Source organism: Pantoea sp. JV6 (assembly GCF_025910055.1).
Lineage (GTDB): Bacteria > Pseudomonadota > Gammaproteobacteria > Enterobacterales > Enterobacteriaceae > Pantoea > Pantoea agglomerans.
The window spans coordinates 468,846-484,699 of sequence record NZ_JAPCIM010000012.1; the positions used below are offsets into that span (position 1 = coordinate 468,846).

Here is a 15,854-nt window from a genome sequence, read left to right on the forward strand (position 1 = left end):
TTTGTTGCCGCTTTCGCGGTTTGCCGTAGTGAGTTCAGCGATACGAGCACTTTGCGCAGCGCGCGTGGCCCGTAAGGGAACCTTTGTAAACGTGGTAATCACCGCGCTTACAGAGGCTTCCGTAAAACACCGGGAACCTGAGGTTCCCGGCAGAAACTGCTTATGCGCCGCGCTGCAGCAGCATCGACTTGATATGGCCGATGGCGCGCGTCGGGTTCAGCCCTTTCGGACATACGCTCACACAGTTCATGATGCTATGGCAGCGGAATACGCTGAAAGCATCATTCAGATTGTCGAGACGCGCCTCGGTTTCGGTGTCGCGGCTGTCAATCAGGAAGCGGTACGCGGCCAGCAGGCCAGCAGGACCGATGAACTTCTCAGGATTCCACCAGAATGATGGGCATGAGGTTGAGCAGCAGGCACAGAGTATACATTCGTACAGGCCATCCAGGTGTTCACGCTCATCCGGCGACTGCAGATGTTCACGAGCTGGCGGATTTTCCCCATTATTCAACAGGAAAGGCTTAATTTTCTCATACTGTGCATAAAACTGGCTCATGTCTACAACCAGGTCACGCACCACCGGTAAACCTGGCAGCGGACGGATAACAATTTTCTGTTTGCCGTTGCCCAGCGCCGAGACGGGCGTAATGCAGGCCAGTCCGTTTTTACCGTTCATGTTCAGGCCATCGGAACCGCAGACGCCTTCACGACAGGAGCGACGAAACGCCAGGGTCGGATCTTTCTCTTTCAGGCGAATCAGCGCGTCCAGCAGCATCATGTCGCGACCATCTTCCGCTTCCAGGGTGTAATCCTGCATGCGCGGTTTGTCATCGACATCCGGATTGTAGCGATAAATTGAAAACTCGAGTCTCATGATCGTCTCCGAAATTAGTAGGTACGCACTTTCGGCGGGAAGGCCGCGCGCAGTTTCGGCTGCATGTTCACCTCACGGCGCGTCATGCTTTCGGTTTCCGGGACATAAAGACTGTGGCACAGCCAGTTTTCATCATCACGATCCGGGAAGTCGAAGCGACTGTGCGCACCGCGGCTTTCGGTGCGATAGTTAGCCGCTACCGCCGTGGCAAAGGCCGTCTCCATCAGGTTATCCAGCTCCAGGCACTCAATACGCTGGGTGTTGAAATCCGGTGAGCGGTCATCCAGACGCGCTGACTTCAGGCGCTGGCGAATCTCTTTCAGCTCTTCCAGACCCTGTGCCATCGCTTCGCCTTCACGGAATACCGAGAAGTTATTCTGCATGCAGCGTTGCAGCGCTTTACGAATCTCAACCGGATCTTCACCCGTGGTGTTGTTTTCCCAGCGGTTGAAACGCGCCATCGCCCCGGCGATCTCATCTTCTGTGGCATCACGCAGGTCGCCCTGCTCCTGAATACTCGCCAGCAGATGCAGACCCGCTGCACGGCCAAAGACCACCAGGTCGAGCAGTGAGTTACCGCCCAGACGGTTGGCACCATGCACCGATACACAGGCGATTTCACCGACGGCGAACAGGCCAGGAATCACTACATCTTCGCCCTGCTCATTGACGCGCAGTGCCTGGCCGGTCACTTTGGTCGGAATACCGCCCATCATGTAGTGGCAGGTCGGAATGACCGGAATCGGCTCTTTAATCGGATCGGCGTGCGCAAAGGTGCGTGACAGCTCAAGGATGCCAGGCAGACGTGACTCAAGCACCTCTTTACCCAGATGATCCAGTTTCAGTTTGAGATGTGGACCCCACGGGCCATCACAGCCGCGACCTTCACGGATTTCAATCATCATTGAGCGCGCCACCACGTCGCGGCCCGCCAGATCTTTGGCGTTCGGCGCATAACGCTCCATGAAGCGTTCGCCATGTTTGTTCAGCAGATAGCCGCCTTCACCACGGCAGCCTTCGGTGACCAGCACGCCCGCACCGGCGATACCGGTTGGGTGGAACTGCCACATCTCCATATCCTGCACCGGTACGCCCGCACGCAGTGCCATACCTACGCCGTCACCGGTGTTGATATGCGCATTGGTGGTGGACTGGTAGATACGGCCCGCGCCGCCGGTAGCCAGAATGGTCGCTTTCGCTTTGAAATAAACGGTTTCGCCGGTTTCGATGCAGATAGCGGTACAACCCACGACTGCGCCATCGGCGTTTTTCACCAGATCCAGTGCATACCACTCAGAGAAGATGGTGGTTTTGTTTTTCAGGTTCTGCTGATAAAGGGTGTGCAGCAACGCGTGACCGGTACGGTCAGCCGCAGCCGCCGTACGTGCCGCCTGCTCGCCACCGAAATTCTTTGACTGGCCACCAAACGGACGCTGATAGACACGACCATCTTCCAGACGCGAGAAAGGTAAACCCATGTGTTCCAGTTCCAGAATCGCTTCCGGGCCGGTTTTACACATATATTCAATCGCGTCCTGGTCACCGATGTAGTCGGAACCTTTGACGGTGTCGTACATGTGCCATTCCCAGTTATCTTCATGGGTATTACCCAGCGCAACGGTAATACCGCCCTGCGCAGATACGGTGTGGGAACGGGTCGGGAAAACTTTAGATAACAGGGCACAGCTCTGGCCGCCCTGGGAGATTTGCAGTGCGGCTCGCATTCCTGCGCCACCTGCGCCGATTACCACGGCATCGAACTCTCTGATTGGCAAACTCATTTACACACCCCACACCACAACAAATCCATAAATCGCATACCACAACAGCGCCACGACAATCACAAACTGCAACAACAAGCGGGCTGGCAGTGATTTAACGTAGTCTGTTAACACCTGCCACATGCCAATCCAGCCGTGGATCAGAATGGAGAACAGCGTCAGCAGCGTGAACACTTTGGTGAATGCGGAAGCGAAGAAGCCACGCCACAGGTCATAAGTCAGCGTGTCTGTCATCACCACGAAACCGAGGATATAGACGATGTAGAGCGTAATGAGAATTGCAGTTGCCCGCAGCAGCAGCCAGTCCTGAATGCCGTTGCGACCCAATGCGGATGCATTGCTTACCATACGAGGACTCCCGCCAGAATTGCCAGCACGACAGTGATCACAAAAGTCATATGAGCGGAACGCTTACCAACCTGCAGGGTTTCGGCCAGATAACCAAAATCCATCAACATATGACGAATCCCGCTCACCGCGTGATAGGCCAGCGCCGTTAAAATGCCCCACATAATGAACTTCGCGAAGAAGCCATCCATGATGGACGCAGCGTGCTGGAAACCTTCAGGAGAGGAGAGAGAGAGACCGAGCAGCCACAGCAGGATGCCAATGGCAACCAATGTGATTACGCCGGAGACGCGGTGAAGAATGGACGATATTGCAGTAACGGGAAACCGGATCGTCGAGAGATCCAAGTTGACAGGTCTTTGTTTTTTCACGGTTTTGCCCACACAGCTCTTTTTTATTTTGCTTCCTCCGGACCTGAGGCGGAGTCTAATCACAACGCGTGGCAGACTTTAACCGTCACCAAAAAAGCAACATCCAGTGTTAATTGACGCGGTAGTAAACGCTGGGTGGCTCCTGGTGTCAGGGTGTTCCGGAGACCTGCCTGGAGTATAGGAGGATCACATTCTGATTACAATTCCCCTACAAACTCTTTGGTATATTTTAGGTGGAACAGTGATCCTACTCACGATTTTCACAATTGATACAATTTTAATTATCTGATTTGACAATAGTTCAACAATTCAGTTACAAACTAAGCCTGTAAATTCCTATGATGCGCAAAAGTTATGGGGATACACTTTCCCCTAAGCGCAAGTTATGTAACATTGCGATAATGAGCATTAAAAAGCATCAGGTTATTGGTTACCAAGAAGTTATGTCCTGACCGGATCTTTAACAACCGCGATATGCAGCATGTCCATGGCTCACCGGTTCCCGCTGGGAACGCGCCGCTCACTCTGTACCCTGCACCCGTTTTATCCCCGCAGAGTGATACTGTGTAGTTTTGCCAACCGCAACATGAACGCGTTTCAGGTGTCTAAAGATCCTTACCTACATAAGGCGCTATGGAGACGAAAATGACAGATAAAAAAGTAACGCTAACCCTGCAAGATGGAACATCTATTGAACTGGACGTGCTGAAAGGTACGCTGGGCCAGGATGTCGTTGATGTCCGCACTCTGGGTTCAAGTGGCCTGTTCACCTTCGATCCCGGTTTTACGTCTACCGCGTCCTGCGAATCTGCAATCACCTTTATCGATGGGGATGAAGGTATCCTGCTGCACCGTGGTTTCCCTATTTCTGAGCTGGCGACCCACTCTAACTATCTGGAAGTCTGCTACATCCTGCTGAACGGCGAAGCACCAAACCAGAAACAGTTTGATGAGTTCCGTACCACGGTTACCCGCCACACCATGATTCATGAGCAGATTACCCGCCTGTTCCACGGCTTCCGTCGCGATTCGCATCCGATGGCGGTAATGTGCGGTGTCACTGGCGCACTGGCTGCGTTTTACCACGATTCGCTGGATGTAAACATTGAGCGCCACCGCGAAATTGCAGCATTCCGTTTGCTTTCTAAAATGCCGACCATGGCAGCGATGTGTTACAAATATTCTATCGGCCAGCCGTTTGTCTATCCGCGCAACGATCTCTCCTATGCGGGTAACTTCCTGCACATGATGTTTGCCACGCCGTGCGAAGAGTATAAAGTGAATCCGGTGCTGGAACGCGCCATGGACCGCATCCTGATCCTGCATGCTGACCATGAGCAGAACGCCTCAACCTCTACCGTTCGTACCGCCGGTTCAAGCGGCGCGAATCCGTTTGCCTGTATCGCCGCCGGGATCGCCTCCCTGTGGGGACCGGCGCACGGTGGTGCCAACGAAGCGACCCTGCGTATGCTGGAAGAGATCAGCACCGTTGAGCACATTCCGGAATTTGTTAAACGCGCCAAAGACAAAAATGACTCCTTCCGTCTGATGGGCTTTGGTCACCGCGTTTACAAAAACTACGATCCACGCGCGACCGTGATGCGCGATACCTGCCATGAAGTCCTGAATGAGCTGGGTATGAAGGATGACCTGCTGGAAGTGGCGATGGAGCTGGAACACATTGCGCTGAACGACCCGTACTTCATTGAGCGTAAACTCTATCCAAACGTGGACTTCTACTCCGGTATTATCCTGAAAGCGATGGGTATTCCATCCTCCATGTTTACGGTGATCTTCGCGATGGCCCGTACCGTTGGCTGGATTGCACACTGGAAAGAGATGCACGACGAAGGCATGAAGATTGCCCGTCCACGTCAGCTCTACACCGGTTATACCGAGCGCGAATTCAGCTCACAGCTGAAAAAGTAAGGTTCGCAGGGCAGATAGGGATTTCCGCTTGATGTTGGTATAAAGCTGGGGGCAGTTAGCTGTGATACTGCGCCTGCGCAGAGAACACGGTCAGATCGGAAAGACGCAAAAGCCGTCATCCATGACACGCTCGGCCCGCGCGATTACGCACCTCATCCCTGAGGTGCGCCCGTTGCCGGGCCAACGCGTTGCGTTGTTCAAAAACGCTCCCGGCGTTTTTGTCCATGGCGCGGGACGCTTTCCTCTTCTGACCGTGTTCTCTGCGCGTTAAGCTATTTTATTGCTGTAAGATTCACACGGGTTTGACTCTGTCAGCCGTAAGAGCATTTTACCCTTTTGACTTTACTGTCTATCTCTGACAACCCGGACACCAGTAAAAAGGCCGTGATGAGAGCGTGCCCTTCTCAATCACCGTGCCGCAGCGTCGGCATTTTTTGCCCTGCCGATGAAAAACCTCAAACTGAAACGCCGCTTCCTCATGATATTTCTTCATGGTTCCACGCATCCGATAGGCATGGCGCGGCACTGAAAGCAGCGCTTCGCTGAAAGCAGTCAGCTGATCGTTACTGAGATCCTGCGCCCGATGATTTGGCAGCAGCTGCGCCAGCCACAGAATTTCGGCACGCAGATAGTTTCCCAGCCCGGCCAGAAAAGCCTGATCCAGCAACAGACCACTGAACTGCCGCCGCCTGAAACGGGGTGACAGTAGTCGCTCTTTCACCTCTTCCACTGTCAGGGCACTGTTCAGCACATCCGGCCCGATACGATTAAGAAACGGATGCGCCGCCAGCGTATCTGCGTTGAGCAGCTCAATATCAGAGGCGCTGTAGAGCAGAATCGCTTTGCCCGCCGTCGCCAGTCGCACCCGCAACTGACGGGTGGAATTCAGTTCGGTGTCAGGTTTTACAATGCGCCAGACACCATAAAGCTGGTTATGGCTGTAGAGCGTCAGGCCATTGCTGAAATGAGTCAGCAGCGCTTTACCCCGCGTCTCAATCGCATTAACCTGCTCGCCAATCAACGCCGGTTCATAGGTCTTGAGCTGAGGAAACGCGAACCACGCTTCCGTTAAGGGCTGACCCACAATGGCGTCTTCAAGTTTATCCGCCACGCGGCGAATTTCCGGTCCTTCAGGCATCGTTCATCCTCTTAATGGGTAGCGCCGCCAGCCTGTCTGATATCCTCGCCGGTCTCCAGCGTGACCTTTACCGCAATTTCCAGCGCCTGAATAATGGACGCCAGCGCCATGCTCGGTGCGCCTGGATGCTGCGCCGCCTGTTCAGGCAGATAAGGAATATGGATAAAGCCTCCCCGCACCGGACTGTCATGCTGCTCAAGCCAGTGCAGCAGGCCGTACATTACGCGGTTACAGGTAAAGGTGCCCGCCGTTTGCGACACTGAAGCGGGGATCCCCGCTTCCCGCACCGCCGCCACAATCGCTTTGATGGGCAGACGGGAAAAATAGGCTGCCGGGCCACCTGCTACAACGGGCTCATCCACCGGCTGATGACCGGCGTTGTCCGGGATACGGGCGTCATCGACATTAATACCAATACGTTCAACGGTAATGTCGCTTCGCCCGCCCGCCTGCCCCACCGACAGAATCGCATCCGGTTTCACCTCTTCCAGCGCCTGATTCAGCACCCTGAGTACCTCGCTGAATACCACCGGCAACTGGCGGATCACTATCGTCGCCCCGCTAATCTGTTTACCTTCCAGTGCGCGCACCGCTTCCCATGAAGGGTTAATCGTTTCACCGCCAAAAGGTTCAAAGGCGGTCATCAGGACAGTTTTCATGCAACCTCACAGGAACATCAGGAAATAGAGCAAGAAAATATTAACGATTAACAGTAGCACACCGGTCGGAATCTGAGCCTTGATCACCGCGTTACGATCGGGCAGTTCCAGCAGCGCCGCCGGGACGATATTGAAGTTGGCCGCCATCGGCGTCATCAGCGTGCCGCAGTAGCCGGAGAACATGCCAATTGCCGCCATCACTGCCGGATTTCCGCCGTGCTGCAACACCAGAATCGGGATGCCGACGCCTGCGGTGATAATCGGAAACGCCGCAAAAGCATTACCCATGATCATGGTTAACAGCGCCATCCCGACGGCATAGACGGTGACCGCGACAAAGCGATTATCTACCGCCAGCCAGGTTTCTGTCAGATGCGAAATGGCGCTGCCCACGCCCGCGCTGGTAAACAGCAGCCCCAGGGTGGCAAGGATCTGCGGCAGGATAAAAGCCCAGCCAATCGAATCCAGCAGGCGACGGGTCTCCTGCATCGACTGCACCGGTTTCTCGTGGGTCAGTTTTAACGCCACCAGCCAGCCAATCACACAGCCGACCATCATTGAAAACAGCGTCACCAGCGTGGCGTGGTTACCGGGGCCGAACACCGCATCCTGCAAACCGGGAATATGGTTAAACGCCAGCACACCGACCACGGTCACGACCGGAATCGACAGTGCAGGCAGAAACAGTTTATTGCGCAGACGCAGCGCACTGGCCTGTTTCTCTTCATCGCTGCGCTGATGATAGCGACCCAGCCTGACACCGCCAAACCCGGCAATCAGCGCCATCACCACCACAATGACACCGATGCCGATGTGCAGCATACGGGTGCCCGCCGCATCTGACCCCATCCAGGCGCTCATCAGTTGCGTCGTCCAGTCACCGACCAGAAAAACCAGGCCATACAAAGCCCAGAACAGTCCGGTGGTAAAGCGACGTGGATTCGCGCTGTCACGCCAGGAAAGCACCGCCACCACCAGCAGGATAATGCCCGCCAGCCACATCAGATATTGTTGCTGGAACATTACTCACCTCCTTTGGCTTTCAGCGCCTGACGGTTCAGCTGCTGCAGCTCACGCGCCAGTTGCCGATCCAGCCGCACCAGACGTGCCGAGTGGATCAGGAACGCGGCGACGGCAGTCGGAATGCCCCATAAGGCGATGTGCAGCGGTTCGGTCTGAATCCCGGCTGACTCCTGCATAAAGTTGTGCATAAAGATAATCGCGCCAAACGCCACGAAGATATCCTCACCAAAGAAGAGGCCGACATTATCGGTCGCCGCTGACATCGCGCGCAGCCGATGGCGCAGCTCAGGTGAGATCTCGCCATAGCGGCTTTCAGTTGCCCCTTCCGCCATCGGTGCCAGCAACGGACGCACCATCTGCGGATGTCCGCCGAGACTGGTTAACCCCAGCGCGGCGGTGATTTCGCGCACAAACAGGTAGACGATCAGCAGCCGTCCGGCGGTTGCCGTTTTGATCTGTGCAATCCACGCCTGCGCCCGCTCTTTCAGTCCGTGGCGCTCCAGCAGGCCAATGACCGCCAGCGGCAGCAGCAGAATCAGCGGCAGGTTACGGGTGTTGAGAAAACCCGCTCCGAGCTTTTCCAGAATGTCCGCCAGCGGCATCATCGCGGCCAGACCGGTTACAAACCCGGCGACAATCACCACCAGCACCGGATTGAACCGTAACAGGAAGCCGACGACGATGGCGGCGATGCCCAGTAATGGCCAGAGATTTACTGCACTATCCATGGATTTCCCTCAGAGTTGAAAAACCCGGCATACGCCGGGCTAAGTGTGGTTATTCAGTTGCTGGTGACACGAATCTGCTGATCGGCAAACGCATCACGCAACCGCTGTGCAAATTGCAGGGCGTGCGCGCCGTCGCCATGTAAGCAGACGGTCTGTGCATTTACCGCTACCCATTCTCCGGTGATACTTTTGACTTTGCCCTGCTGCACCATCGTCAGCGTCTGACTGATAGCCTGCTGTTCATCTTCAATCAGCGCGCCCGGCTCGCTGCGCGGCACCAGCGCACCGCTGCTGAGATAGCCACGGTCGGCGAACACCTCTTCCCGCGTGCGTAAGCCGTAATGCGCCGCCGCGCGAATCGATTCGCTGTTAGCCAGTCCCACCACAATCAGCTGACTGTCGACCGCCCTGATGGCGCGGGCAATGGCATCCGCCAGCACCGGATCGGCCGCAGCCTGGTTGTAGAGCATGCCGTGCGGTTTAACATGAAGCAGCCGCGCACCTTCGCTTTCCGCCAGACTTTTCAGCGCACCAATCTGGTAGATCATCTGGGCGTAGACCGTTTCCGGCGGCAGCTGCATGGCGCTGCGGCCAAAGTTCTCCCGATCGGGAAAAGCGGGATGCGCACCAATCGCGACGCCGGATGCCTGTGCCCAGCGCACCGACTGCAGCATGGTCTGCGCATCACCTGCGTGAAAACCACAGGCGATGTTGGCGGAACTCACCAGTTGCAGCAGCGCCTGATCGCTGGCGCAGCCCTCGCCCAGGTCGGCGTTTAAATCAATTTTCATGGAGTCCCCACTTCATCTGGTCCAGGGCGCGTTGCTGATGCTGACGTGCCAGCATCGCTTCCGGCAGGGTGCAGTGAATAAAGTGAATCGGCTCACCCAGCCGGATTTGTGCCAGGTGATAGAGATCGGCTTCGATAACCGAGGCGATGCGCGGATAGCCGCCGGTGGTCTGGGCATCCGCCATCAGCACGATAGGCTGTCCGTTCGGCGGCACCTGAATCACACCCGGCATTACGCCGTGTGACAGCAGCTCGCGCGGGCTCTCGCGCTCAAGCTTGCGTCCCTCAAGCCGGTATCCCATCCGGTTACTTTGCGGGCTGAGTTTCCATGCGGTACGCCAGAACGCCTGCTGCGCTTCACGGCTGAACTCGTGATACTCCGGGCCAGGTAGTGCGCGGATGCGGTTGCCCCATAGCAGTTGCCGCACCCCGACTTTACGGTCAAACGTGCGGGTCGGTTTACCCAGCGGGAGCTGATCGCCATCCTGCAAGGCTCGCCCCTGAAAGCCGCCAAATTTTGCTTTTAGATCGGTGCTGGCAGAGCCGAGCATCGCAGGAATATCAAAACCGCCCTGCACTGCCAGATAGCTGCGCATACCGCGCTGCGGCATCGCCAGTGACAGGAGCTGCCCCCGTTTCACCGGCGTGCGCCAGCCCGTCCAGACCGGCTGGCCGTCAAGCTCCGCATGGCAGCCTGCGCCGGTCAGCGCAAACCAGCCATCGCGGGTAAACTCCGCTTTGAACTGGCCGAGCACCATCTCCAGCACCGCGCTGTCGGGATCATTGCCCACCAGCACATTGGCGGTGAACATCGCGGGATGATCCAGCACACCGCCAGGGCTGATGCCATACTGACGCCAGCCGTAACGGCCCGCATCCTGAATAGTGGCGGCCAGGCCGGCTCGCAGAATGTTTAACATACGCCCTCCTGTTGCGGCACAAAGCGAACCCTGTCACCGGGACGGAGCAGCGTGGGCGGTTGCTGCAGGGGATCAAACAGCGCGGTGCGCGTCTGGCCAATCAACTGCCAGCCGCCGGGCGAAGCCAGCGGATAGACGCCGGTCTGGCTGCCGCCGATGCCCACCGAGCCGGCGGGCACTGCAACCCTGGGCTCAGCACGCCGCGGGATGTGCAGGCGCGGATCCAGTCCGCCCAGATAGGGAAAACCGGGCTGAAAGCCGATAAAAAAGACCACATAGTCGCTACTGCTGTGCAGCTCAACCACCTGACGGGGCGTCAGCGCGGCGTGTTCCGCCACCACCGTCAGATCGGGGCCAGACTCGCCGCCATAGATCACCGGGATCTCCACCTGACGCGACTCCGGCAACTGCGCTTCACTCTCTTCCCACCAGCGCTGAAGCCGCTCTATTGCGTCCAGCGCGCTCTGCTGGGGATCACGCAGGATCAGGGTGATGTTGTTCATGCCGGGGATCACCTCCAGCACGCTGGCATAGTCGTGCAGTCGCTGATTCAGTCCCCAGATTCGTTGCTGGCTCTCCAGTGAGACCGGCGGTTCCAGCTCCAGCACGACAGCGCGTTCACCCAATAAATAACACCGTGCTCGTTGCAACAGCTACCTCCCGCTCAGTTGAGATCGCGCCTGGCCGACCTGACCGGATGCCCGGTGCAGCCCATTGCTTATCTACGTAAAGCAAACAGTTATGCGAAAGTGACAGGGATGTGTCAACAGATTTAGGTCCTGCGCAGGCGCGCAGGACAAGGGAGAGTGTCAGGCAGGATTGGGGATATCGATGAAGGTCACATCAAGATCGTGGTGTTGCGCCAGCCAGTCGCCCAGCGCTTTTACGCCGCCGCGCTCGGTGGCGTGATGGCCTGCGGCAAAGAAATGCAGCCCCTGCTCACGCGCGCTGTGAATAGTCTGTTCAGAGACTTCACCGGTGATAAAGGCATCGACGCCCGCCGCAGCCGCCTGGTCGATAAAGCCCTGCCCGCCCCCGCTGCACCAGGCAATGCGACGGATCAGCGCTGGCGCGTTGTCACCACAATGCAGCGGTTCACGTCCCAGCCGCTCACCAATTCGGCGGGCCAGCTGCTCGCCGGACAGGGGCTCAGCCAGCTCACCCCAGAACACCAGCGGCATCACTTCGCCGCGCACTTCGATATCCAGCAGTTTCGCCAGCTGGGCGTTGTTGCCTAATTCAGGATGCGCGTCGAGCGGCAGGTGCCAGCCATAGAGATTGATATCGTTGGCCAGCAGGGTCCGCAGACGACGGCGCTTCATACCTTTAATCGCGGCCGGTTCACTTTTCCAGAAATAGCCATGATGGACAATAATCGCATCGGCCTGACGCGCCACCGCCTCATCCAGCAGCGCCTGACAGGCAGTGACGCCGGTGATAATCGTTTTGATCTCGCTGCGTCCCTCAACCTGCAAACCGTTGGGGGCGTAATCGCTGAAACTGTGGCTATCGAGTTGCTGATTGATCAGCGTCTCTAATTCGTAATGGTTCATTCAGGCTCCTTCGAGGCCTCAGGCTGCGCTCTTGGCGCGCTCAAAGGCGTCTAATGTCTTTTTACGTGCCACCTTATGATCCACGATTGGTGCCGGATAATCGAGTTTCTTATGATGCTTCTCAGCCCAGACATGGGGCTGGTGAATATCACTGTCAGGGACCCCGGCCAGTTCAGGCAGATAGTGACGGATAAAATCCCCCTTCTCATCGAAGCGCTCGCCCTGCGTGGTCGGGTTAAAGATGCGGAAATAGGACGCCGCATCCGTGCCGGTCGAGGCCGCCCACTGCCAGCCGCCGTTGTTCGCGGCCAGGTCACCATCAATCAGCTGCTGCATGAAATAGCGTTCACCTTCACGCCAGTCGATCAGCAGATCTTTGACCAGGAAACTGGCGGTGATCATCCGTAAGCGGTTGTGCATCCAGCCCAGCGCCTTCATCTGACGCATTGCGGCATCGACAATCGGATAGCCGGTTTTACCCGCTTTCCAGGCGTCGAAATGTGCGTCGTTACGCTGCCATTCAACGTTTCGCGTCCAGTCGATAAACGGCTTGTGTCGGCACAGCGCCGGCCAGGCAACCAGCAGATGACGGTAGAATTCACGCCAGATCAGCTCGTTCAGCCAGGTGAACGCGCGGCTGTTGTCCAGCGCATCGGGATGTTCATGCAGCACGCGATGCAGGCACTGACGTGGCGACAGTACGCCGGTCGCCAGATAAACCGACAGACGGCTGGTGGCGTCCAGCGCCGGAAGGTCGCGCTTAGCGGGATAGTCGATAACCGGTTGCGTGGCGAAATGGCGCAACCGCTTCAGCGCCGCCGCTTCGCCTGGCGGAAACAGATCCTGATCAAAGGCTTCGGTTGGATAGTCAAAGGCGGGAATCGGGGAGGCTTTCAGCGGTGCGCCTTCGCGCGCTTTCGGCGCAGGCACGCACTCAGGCAGCCCCTGCTGCAAGCGGCGGACAAAGGCTTTGCTGAACGGGGTAAACACCTTATACATCGAGCGATCGCCGCTCTGCACACTGCCGGGCGGCAGCAACAGGCTGTCATCAAAGCCCTGGCAAATCACGCCCGCGTCGTCGAGACGCTTTTCAGCCTCCGCATCGCGCTGGCGTTCATTAACTTCATACTGGTAATTATAGAAGAGCTGATCGACCTGCTGCTTAGCGCAGAACTGCAGCAGCGCATCAATACTGTCGCTGAAGGCGTGACACGCCTGATAGTGCAGTTCAATGCCCCGCTCCGCCAGCGCACGCTGCACCTGCAACAGACTGGCGTGGATAAACGCCGCCTGCTTCGGTGACATGTCATGCTGCTGCCACTGTGCTGGCGTGGCAAGGTAGAGCGCAATCACTTTTGCATCGCTGTCGCGGCAGGCGGCGTGCAGCGCCAGATTGTCGTTGACGCGTAAATCGTTACGCAGCCAGACCAGATGGGTGGTCATACTCCTCCTGTATTACTGTCCGTAGCGTAAGCACAAGGCTTCGGGATAGGGATCGAAATAGCGTTGCTGGGCCAGCCACGGGTGCGGGTACTCCGCCATGTAGTGTTTGAGAATGGTAATCGGCACCAGCAGCGGTTGTGTGCCCTGACGATAGCGGTCAATCAGCGTTGCCAGTTCCTGGCGCTGCGGTGAACTCAGATGCGTGCGGAAGTAGCCCTGCACATGCATCAGCACATTGGTGTGATTGCGACGTGAGGCGGGACGTGACATCAGTTCCATCATGCGATTGCGGTACTCAAAGGCAAAGGCGTCCAGCGACTCCCACTGGCTCATGGAGGCGACAAAGGGTCCCAGCTCGCGGTATTTCTCCTGCGAATGCGCCAGCATCATCAGCTTGTAACGGCTGTGGAAGGCGATCAGTCCCTGCCGGGTCAGACCGCTTTCCCACATCTGATTAAATTCATGCAGCGCGCAGACACGACCGATAAAGTTCTCACGCAGGGCGGGATCGTGCAGACGACCATCTTCTTCCAGCGGCAGCCAGGGCATCTCGCGCTGCAGGAATTCAGTAAAAATACCGGTGCCTGCTTTGCGGTTATTGTTGTTATCGGGCTCATAGACCCGCACCCGTTCCATGCCACAACTGGGTGATTTGGCGCAGAGGATATAGCCACAGAGGTGATGCAGCGATTTTACCCGCTCAGCAGACCAGTCACGCATCTGCGTCGTAACCTCTTCTCCGCCATCTTTGCTGAAGCAGAGATGCAGCTCATCATCGCCCTGCTTCACCAGACGCAATGCCGGGCGCGGCGTTGGCAGACCAATCGCCATCTCAGGGCAGATGGGCTCAAAACGGACAAATGGGGTGAGATCGTCGGTCGCAAAAGTAAGACGCTTATGCCCACCATCAAATCTGACGCGGTCGCCGAGCAGGCATGCACTGATTCCAACGGGGATTTTTTTGCTCATACTTGTACAACCTCCGAAATCTTGTAGAGGTTTAAGTGTAGCGTAAAATGGTCAGGAATAAAGGGTTAAAACGGGATTCCGGATCGCTTATTCTCAGAAAAAACGCAAAAAAAAGCCCGGTCAGTTGACCAGGCCTGTTTTGCGGCAGGGGAAATCACCAGAACGCGCCACCGCCCGCTTCCGCCTGCGCCAGCCAGACCGGCTTGGCGCTGGTCTTACACCAGACGCGGTGCAGATAGCTGTAGAAACGTGCCCGATCCTGTCGAAACAGCATAACAGGAAACGCCAGTACGCCGAGAAGAACCACCAGCGTACGTCGCGCAATAATTTTATAACGTGGATAAGCCCGATACATGGTTTCTCCTCCCGGTAAGTGAAATAGTGTGAATGTGATCTGTGTTCAACTTTACGCCAGGTTGTGTAATTTTACTACTCATCTGACCACTTATTTACCGCTATTTTTGCTGTTTAAGAATCAACCTGTAATTAAGTTACAAAAAGGTTACCGCCTGGTTGCGTTAGCGTTGAAAGGGCCGACAGATTATGGTCGCGGACGCCAGCATAAAATGTTGATAAAGTAGCGCTTCGGTCCCCACTCAAGGCAGGTATTGCGTGACCACGGTTTTGATCGTTGAAGATGAAAAAGAGATCCGGCGCTTTGTCCGGCTGGCGCTGGAAAATGAAGCCCTTAAGGTGTTTGATGCCGATACACTGCAACGCGGACTGATTGAAGCGGCGACCCGCAAGCCGGACTTAGTGATCCTGGATCTGGGTCTGCCGGATGGAGATGGCACCGATTTCATTCGTGACCTGCGCCAGTGGAGCGCCATACCGGTGATTGTGCTGTCAGCGCGCAGCGATGAGCAGGATAAGATCGCCGCACTGGATGCGGGGGCAGATGACTATCTGACCAAACCCTTTGGCATTGGCGAACTGCTGGCGCGCGTCCGGGTTGCGCTGCGTCGTCATAGTGGCCAGCAGCCGGATGCCAGGGTGACGTTCGCCGACGTCAGCGTCGATTTCGCCGCACGACGGGTACAGCGCGGCAGCAGCGAGATTCACCTTACCCCGATTGAATTTCGTCTGTTGAGTATTCTGCTTAACAATGCCGGCAAGGTGCTGACGCAGCGGCAGTTGCTGAGCCAGGTCTGGGGACCCAATGCGGTGGAGCACAGCCACTATCTGCGCATCTATATGGGACATCTGCGCCAGAAGCTGGAAGCCAATCCGACACAACCGGCTCATCTGCTGACGGAAACCGGGATCGGCTATCGCTTTATGCCATAAAAAAAGGCGCCAGAGGCGCCTTTCATGACTGCAAACAA

General features: G+C 56.7%; 17 protein-coding genes. 2 read left to right on the plus strand and 15 right to left on the minus strand.

Annotated elements, in window-relative coordinates:
* Window positions 1-160 precede the first annotated feature (160 nt).
* Genes OK412_RS12475 through sdhC form a run of 4 tightly spaced genes read right to left on the minus strand, consistent with a single transcriptional unit; the run spans window position 161 to window position 3,389 of the window.
* Entirely contained in the window at window positions 161-877 is a 717-nt protein-coding gene (locus OK412_RS12475; protein WP_010260736.1) for a succinate dehydrogenase iron-sulfur subunit, read from the minus strand.
* 14 nt (window positions 878-891) lie between these two features.
* Window positions 892-2,658, minus strand: a complete 1,767-nt coding sequence (gene sdhA, locus OK412_RS12480) for a succinate dehydrogenase flavoprotein subunit (protein ID WP_022626042.1) — start codon at window positions 2,656-2,658, stop codon at window positions 892-894.
* Window positions 2,659-3,006, minus strand: a complete 348-nt coding sequence (sdhD, locus tag OK412_RS12485) for a succinate dehydrogenase membrane anchor subunit (protein ID WP_095707549.1) — start codon at window positions 3,004-3,006, stop codon at window positions 2,659-2,661. It abuts the gene before it with no gap.
* The gene (sdhC, locus tag OK412_RS12490; protein ID WP_029519433.1) at window positions 3,000-3,389 is read right to left on the minus strand and encodes a succinate dehydrogenase cytochrome b556 subunit; all 390 of its coding nucleotides are present in this window, start codon (window positions 3,387-3,389) and stop codon (window positions 3,000-3,002) included. The genes sdhD and sdhC overlap by 7 nt, the downstream gene beginning before the upstream one ends.
* Before the next feature lie 633 nt (window positions 3,390-4,022).
* On the opposite strand from sdhC, the gene OK412_RS12495 reads away from it, so the two are divergent.
* Window positions 4,023-5,306: a citrate synthase gene (locus tag OK412_RS12495; protein ID WP_010260725.1), complete on the plus strand. Its 1,284-nt coding sequence runs from the start codon at window positions 4,023-4,025 to the stop codon at window positions 5,304-5,306.
* 349 nt (window positions 5,307-5,655) lie between these two features.
* Here OK412_RS12495 and nei read toward each other — a convergent pair whose 3' ends face one another.
* The 11 genes from nei to OK412_RS12550 form a co-directional block, all read right to left on the minus strand.
* Window positions 5,656-6,444, minus strand: a complete 789-nt coding sequence (gene nei / locus OK412_RS12500; RefSeq protein ID WP_010671297.1) for an endonuclease VIII — start codon at window positions 6,442-6,444, stop codon at window positions 5,656-5,658.
* 11 nt (window positions 6,445-6,455) lie between these two features.
* The gene (gene pcp / locus OK412_RS12505; protein WP_033771146.1) at window positions 6,456-7,103 is read right to left on the minus strand and encodes a pyroglutamyl-peptidase I; all 648 of its coding nucleotides are present in this window, start codon (window positions 7,101-7,103) and stop codon (window positions 6,456-6,458) included.
* 6 nt (window positions 7,104-7,109) lie between these two features.
* The gene (locus tag OK412_RS12510) at window positions 7,110-8,126 is read right to left on the minus strand and encodes a DUF979 domain-containing protein (RefSeq protein ID WP_031592206.1); all 1,017 of its coding nucleotides are present in this window, start codon (window positions 8,124-8,126) and stop codon (window positions 7,110-7,112) included.
* A complete protein-coding gene (locus tag OK412_RS12515; RefSeq protein ID WP_010671295.1) occupies window positions 8,126-8,854 on the minus strand; it encodes a DUF969 domain-containing protein in 729 nt (242 codons plus the stop codon). Before OK412_RS12515 ends, OK412_RS12510 begins: the two co-directional genes overlap by 1 nt.
* A 53-nt stretch (window positions 8,855-8,907) precedes the next feature.
* A complete protein-coding gene (gene pxpA / locus OK412_RS12520) occupies window positions 8,908-9,645 on the minus strand; it encodes a 5-oxoprolinase subunit PxpA (protein ID WP_010260713.1) in 738 nt (245 codons plus the stop codon).
* A complete protein-coding gene (gene pxpC / locus OK412_RS12525) occupies window positions 9,635-10,564 on the minus strand; it encodes a 5-oxoprolinase subunit PxpC (RefSeq protein WP_052270804.1) in 930 nt (309 codons plus the stop codon). The genes pxpA and pxpC overlap by 11 nt, the downstream gene beginning before the upstream one ends.
* Window positions 10,558-11,214 carry a 5-oxoprolinase subunit PxpB gene (pxpB, locus tag OK412_RS12530; protein ID WP_033771143.1) on the minus strand — a complete coding sequence of 219 codons (657 nt, stop codon included), beginning with the start codon at window positions 11,212-11,214 and terminating at the stop codon, window positions 10,558-10,560. The genes pxpC and pxpB overlap by 7 nt, the downstream gene beginning before the upstream one ends.
* Window positions 11,215-11,373: 159 nt before the next feature.
* Window positions 11,374-12,117 carry a type 2 GTP cyclohydrolase I gene (locus OK412_RS12535; RefSeq protein WP_010260703.1) on the minus strand — a complete coding sequence of 248 codons (744 nt, stop codon included), beginning with the start codon at window positions 12,115-12,117 and terminating at the stop codon, window positions 11,374-11,376.
* A gap of 18 nt (window positions 12,118-12,135) precedes the next feature.
* Window positions 12,136-13,560 (minus strand): deoxyribodipyrimidine photo-lyase, encoded by a 1,425-nt coding sequence (gene phrB / locus OK412_RS12540; protein ID WP_264353222.1) that lies wholly within the window; start codon window positions 13,558-13,560, stop codon window positions 12,136-12,138.
* Window positions 13,561-13,572: 12 nt separating this feature from the next.
* Entirely contained in the window at window positions 13,573-14,529 is a 957-nt protein-coding gene (locus OK412_RS12545; RefSeq protein WP_010260698.1) for a YbgA family protein, read from the minus strand.
* A 154-nt stretch (window positions 14,530-14,683) separates the two neighbouring features.
* On the minus strand, window positions 14,684-14,884 hold the full coding sequence (locus OK412_RS12550; protein WP_010260696.1) for a YbfA family protein: 201 nt from the start codon (window positions 14,882-14,884) through the stop codon (window positions 14,684-14,686).
* Window positions 14,885-15,141: 257 nt separating this feature from the next.
* Here OK412_RS12550 and kdpE point away from each other — a divergent pair, with 257 nt between their 5' ends.
* The gene (gene kdpE / locus OK412_RS12555) at window positions 15,142-15,816 is read left to right on the plus strand and encodes a two-component system response regulator KdpE (RefSeq protein ID WP_010260694.1); all 675 of its coding nucleotides are present in this window, start codon (window positions 15,142-15,144) and stop codon (window positions 15,814-15,816) included.
* Window positions 15,817-15,854 lie beyond the last annotated feature (38 nt).

Excerpts from the sequence above, each read along its gene's own strand:
- OK412_RS12475 (WP_010260736.1), bottom strand. The coding sequence starts at position 877 with ATGAGACTCGAGTTTTCAATTTATCGCTACAATCCGGATGTCGATGAC.
- sdhA (WP_022626042.1), bottom strand. The coding sequence starts at position 2,658 with ATGAGTTTGCCAATCAGAGAGTTCGATGCCGTGGTAATCGGCGCAGGT.
- sdhD (WP_095707549.1), bottom strand. The coding sequence starts at position 3,006 with ATGGTAAGCAATGCATCCGCATTGGGTCGCAACGGCATTCAGGACTGG.
- OK412_RS12495 (WP_010260725.1), top strand. The coding sequence starts at position 4,023 with ATGACAGATAAAAAAGTAACGCTAACCCTGCAAGATGGAACATCTATT.
- nei (WP_010671297.1), bottom strand. The coding sequence starts at position 6,444 with ATGCCTGAAGGACCGGAAATTCGCCGCGTGGCGGATAAACTTGAAGAC.
- pcp (WP_033771146.1), bottom strand. The coding sequence starts at position 7,103 with ATGAAAACTGTCCTGATGACCGCCTTTGAACCTTTTGGCGGTGAAACG.
- OK412_RS12510 (WP_031592206.1), bottom strand. The coding sequence starts at position 8,126 with ATGTTCCAGCAACAATATCTGATGTGGCTGGCGGGCATTATCCTGCTG.
- OK412_RS12515 (WP_010671295.1), bottom strand. The coding sequence starts at position 8,854 with ATGGATAGTGCAGTAAATCTCTGGCCATTACTGGGCATCGCCGCCATC.
- pxpA (WP_010260713.1), bottom strand. The coding sequence starts at position 9,645 with ATGAAAATTGATTTAAACGCCGACCTGGGCGAGGGCTGCGCCAGCGAT.
- pxpC (WP_052270804.1), bottom strand. The coding sequence starts at position 10,564 with ATGTTAAACATTCTGCGAGCCGGCCTGGCCGCCACTATTCAGGATGCG.
- OK412_RS12535 (WP_010260703.1), bottom strand. The coding sequence starts at position 12,117 with ATGAACCATTACGAATTAGAGACGCTGATCAATCAGCAACTCGATAGC.
- phrB (WP_264353222.1), bottom strand. The coding sequence starts at position 13,560 with ATGACCACCCATCTGGTCTGGCTGCGTAACGATTTACGCGTCAACGAC.
- OK412_RS12545 (WP_010260698.1), bottom strand. The coding sequence starts at position 14,529 with ATGAGCAAAAAAATCCCCGTTGGAATCAGTGCATGCCTGCTCGGCGAC.
- OK412_RS12550 (WP_010260696.1), bottom strand. The coding sequence starts at position 14,884 with ATGTATCGGGCTTATCCACGTTATAAAATTATTGCGCGACGTACGCTG.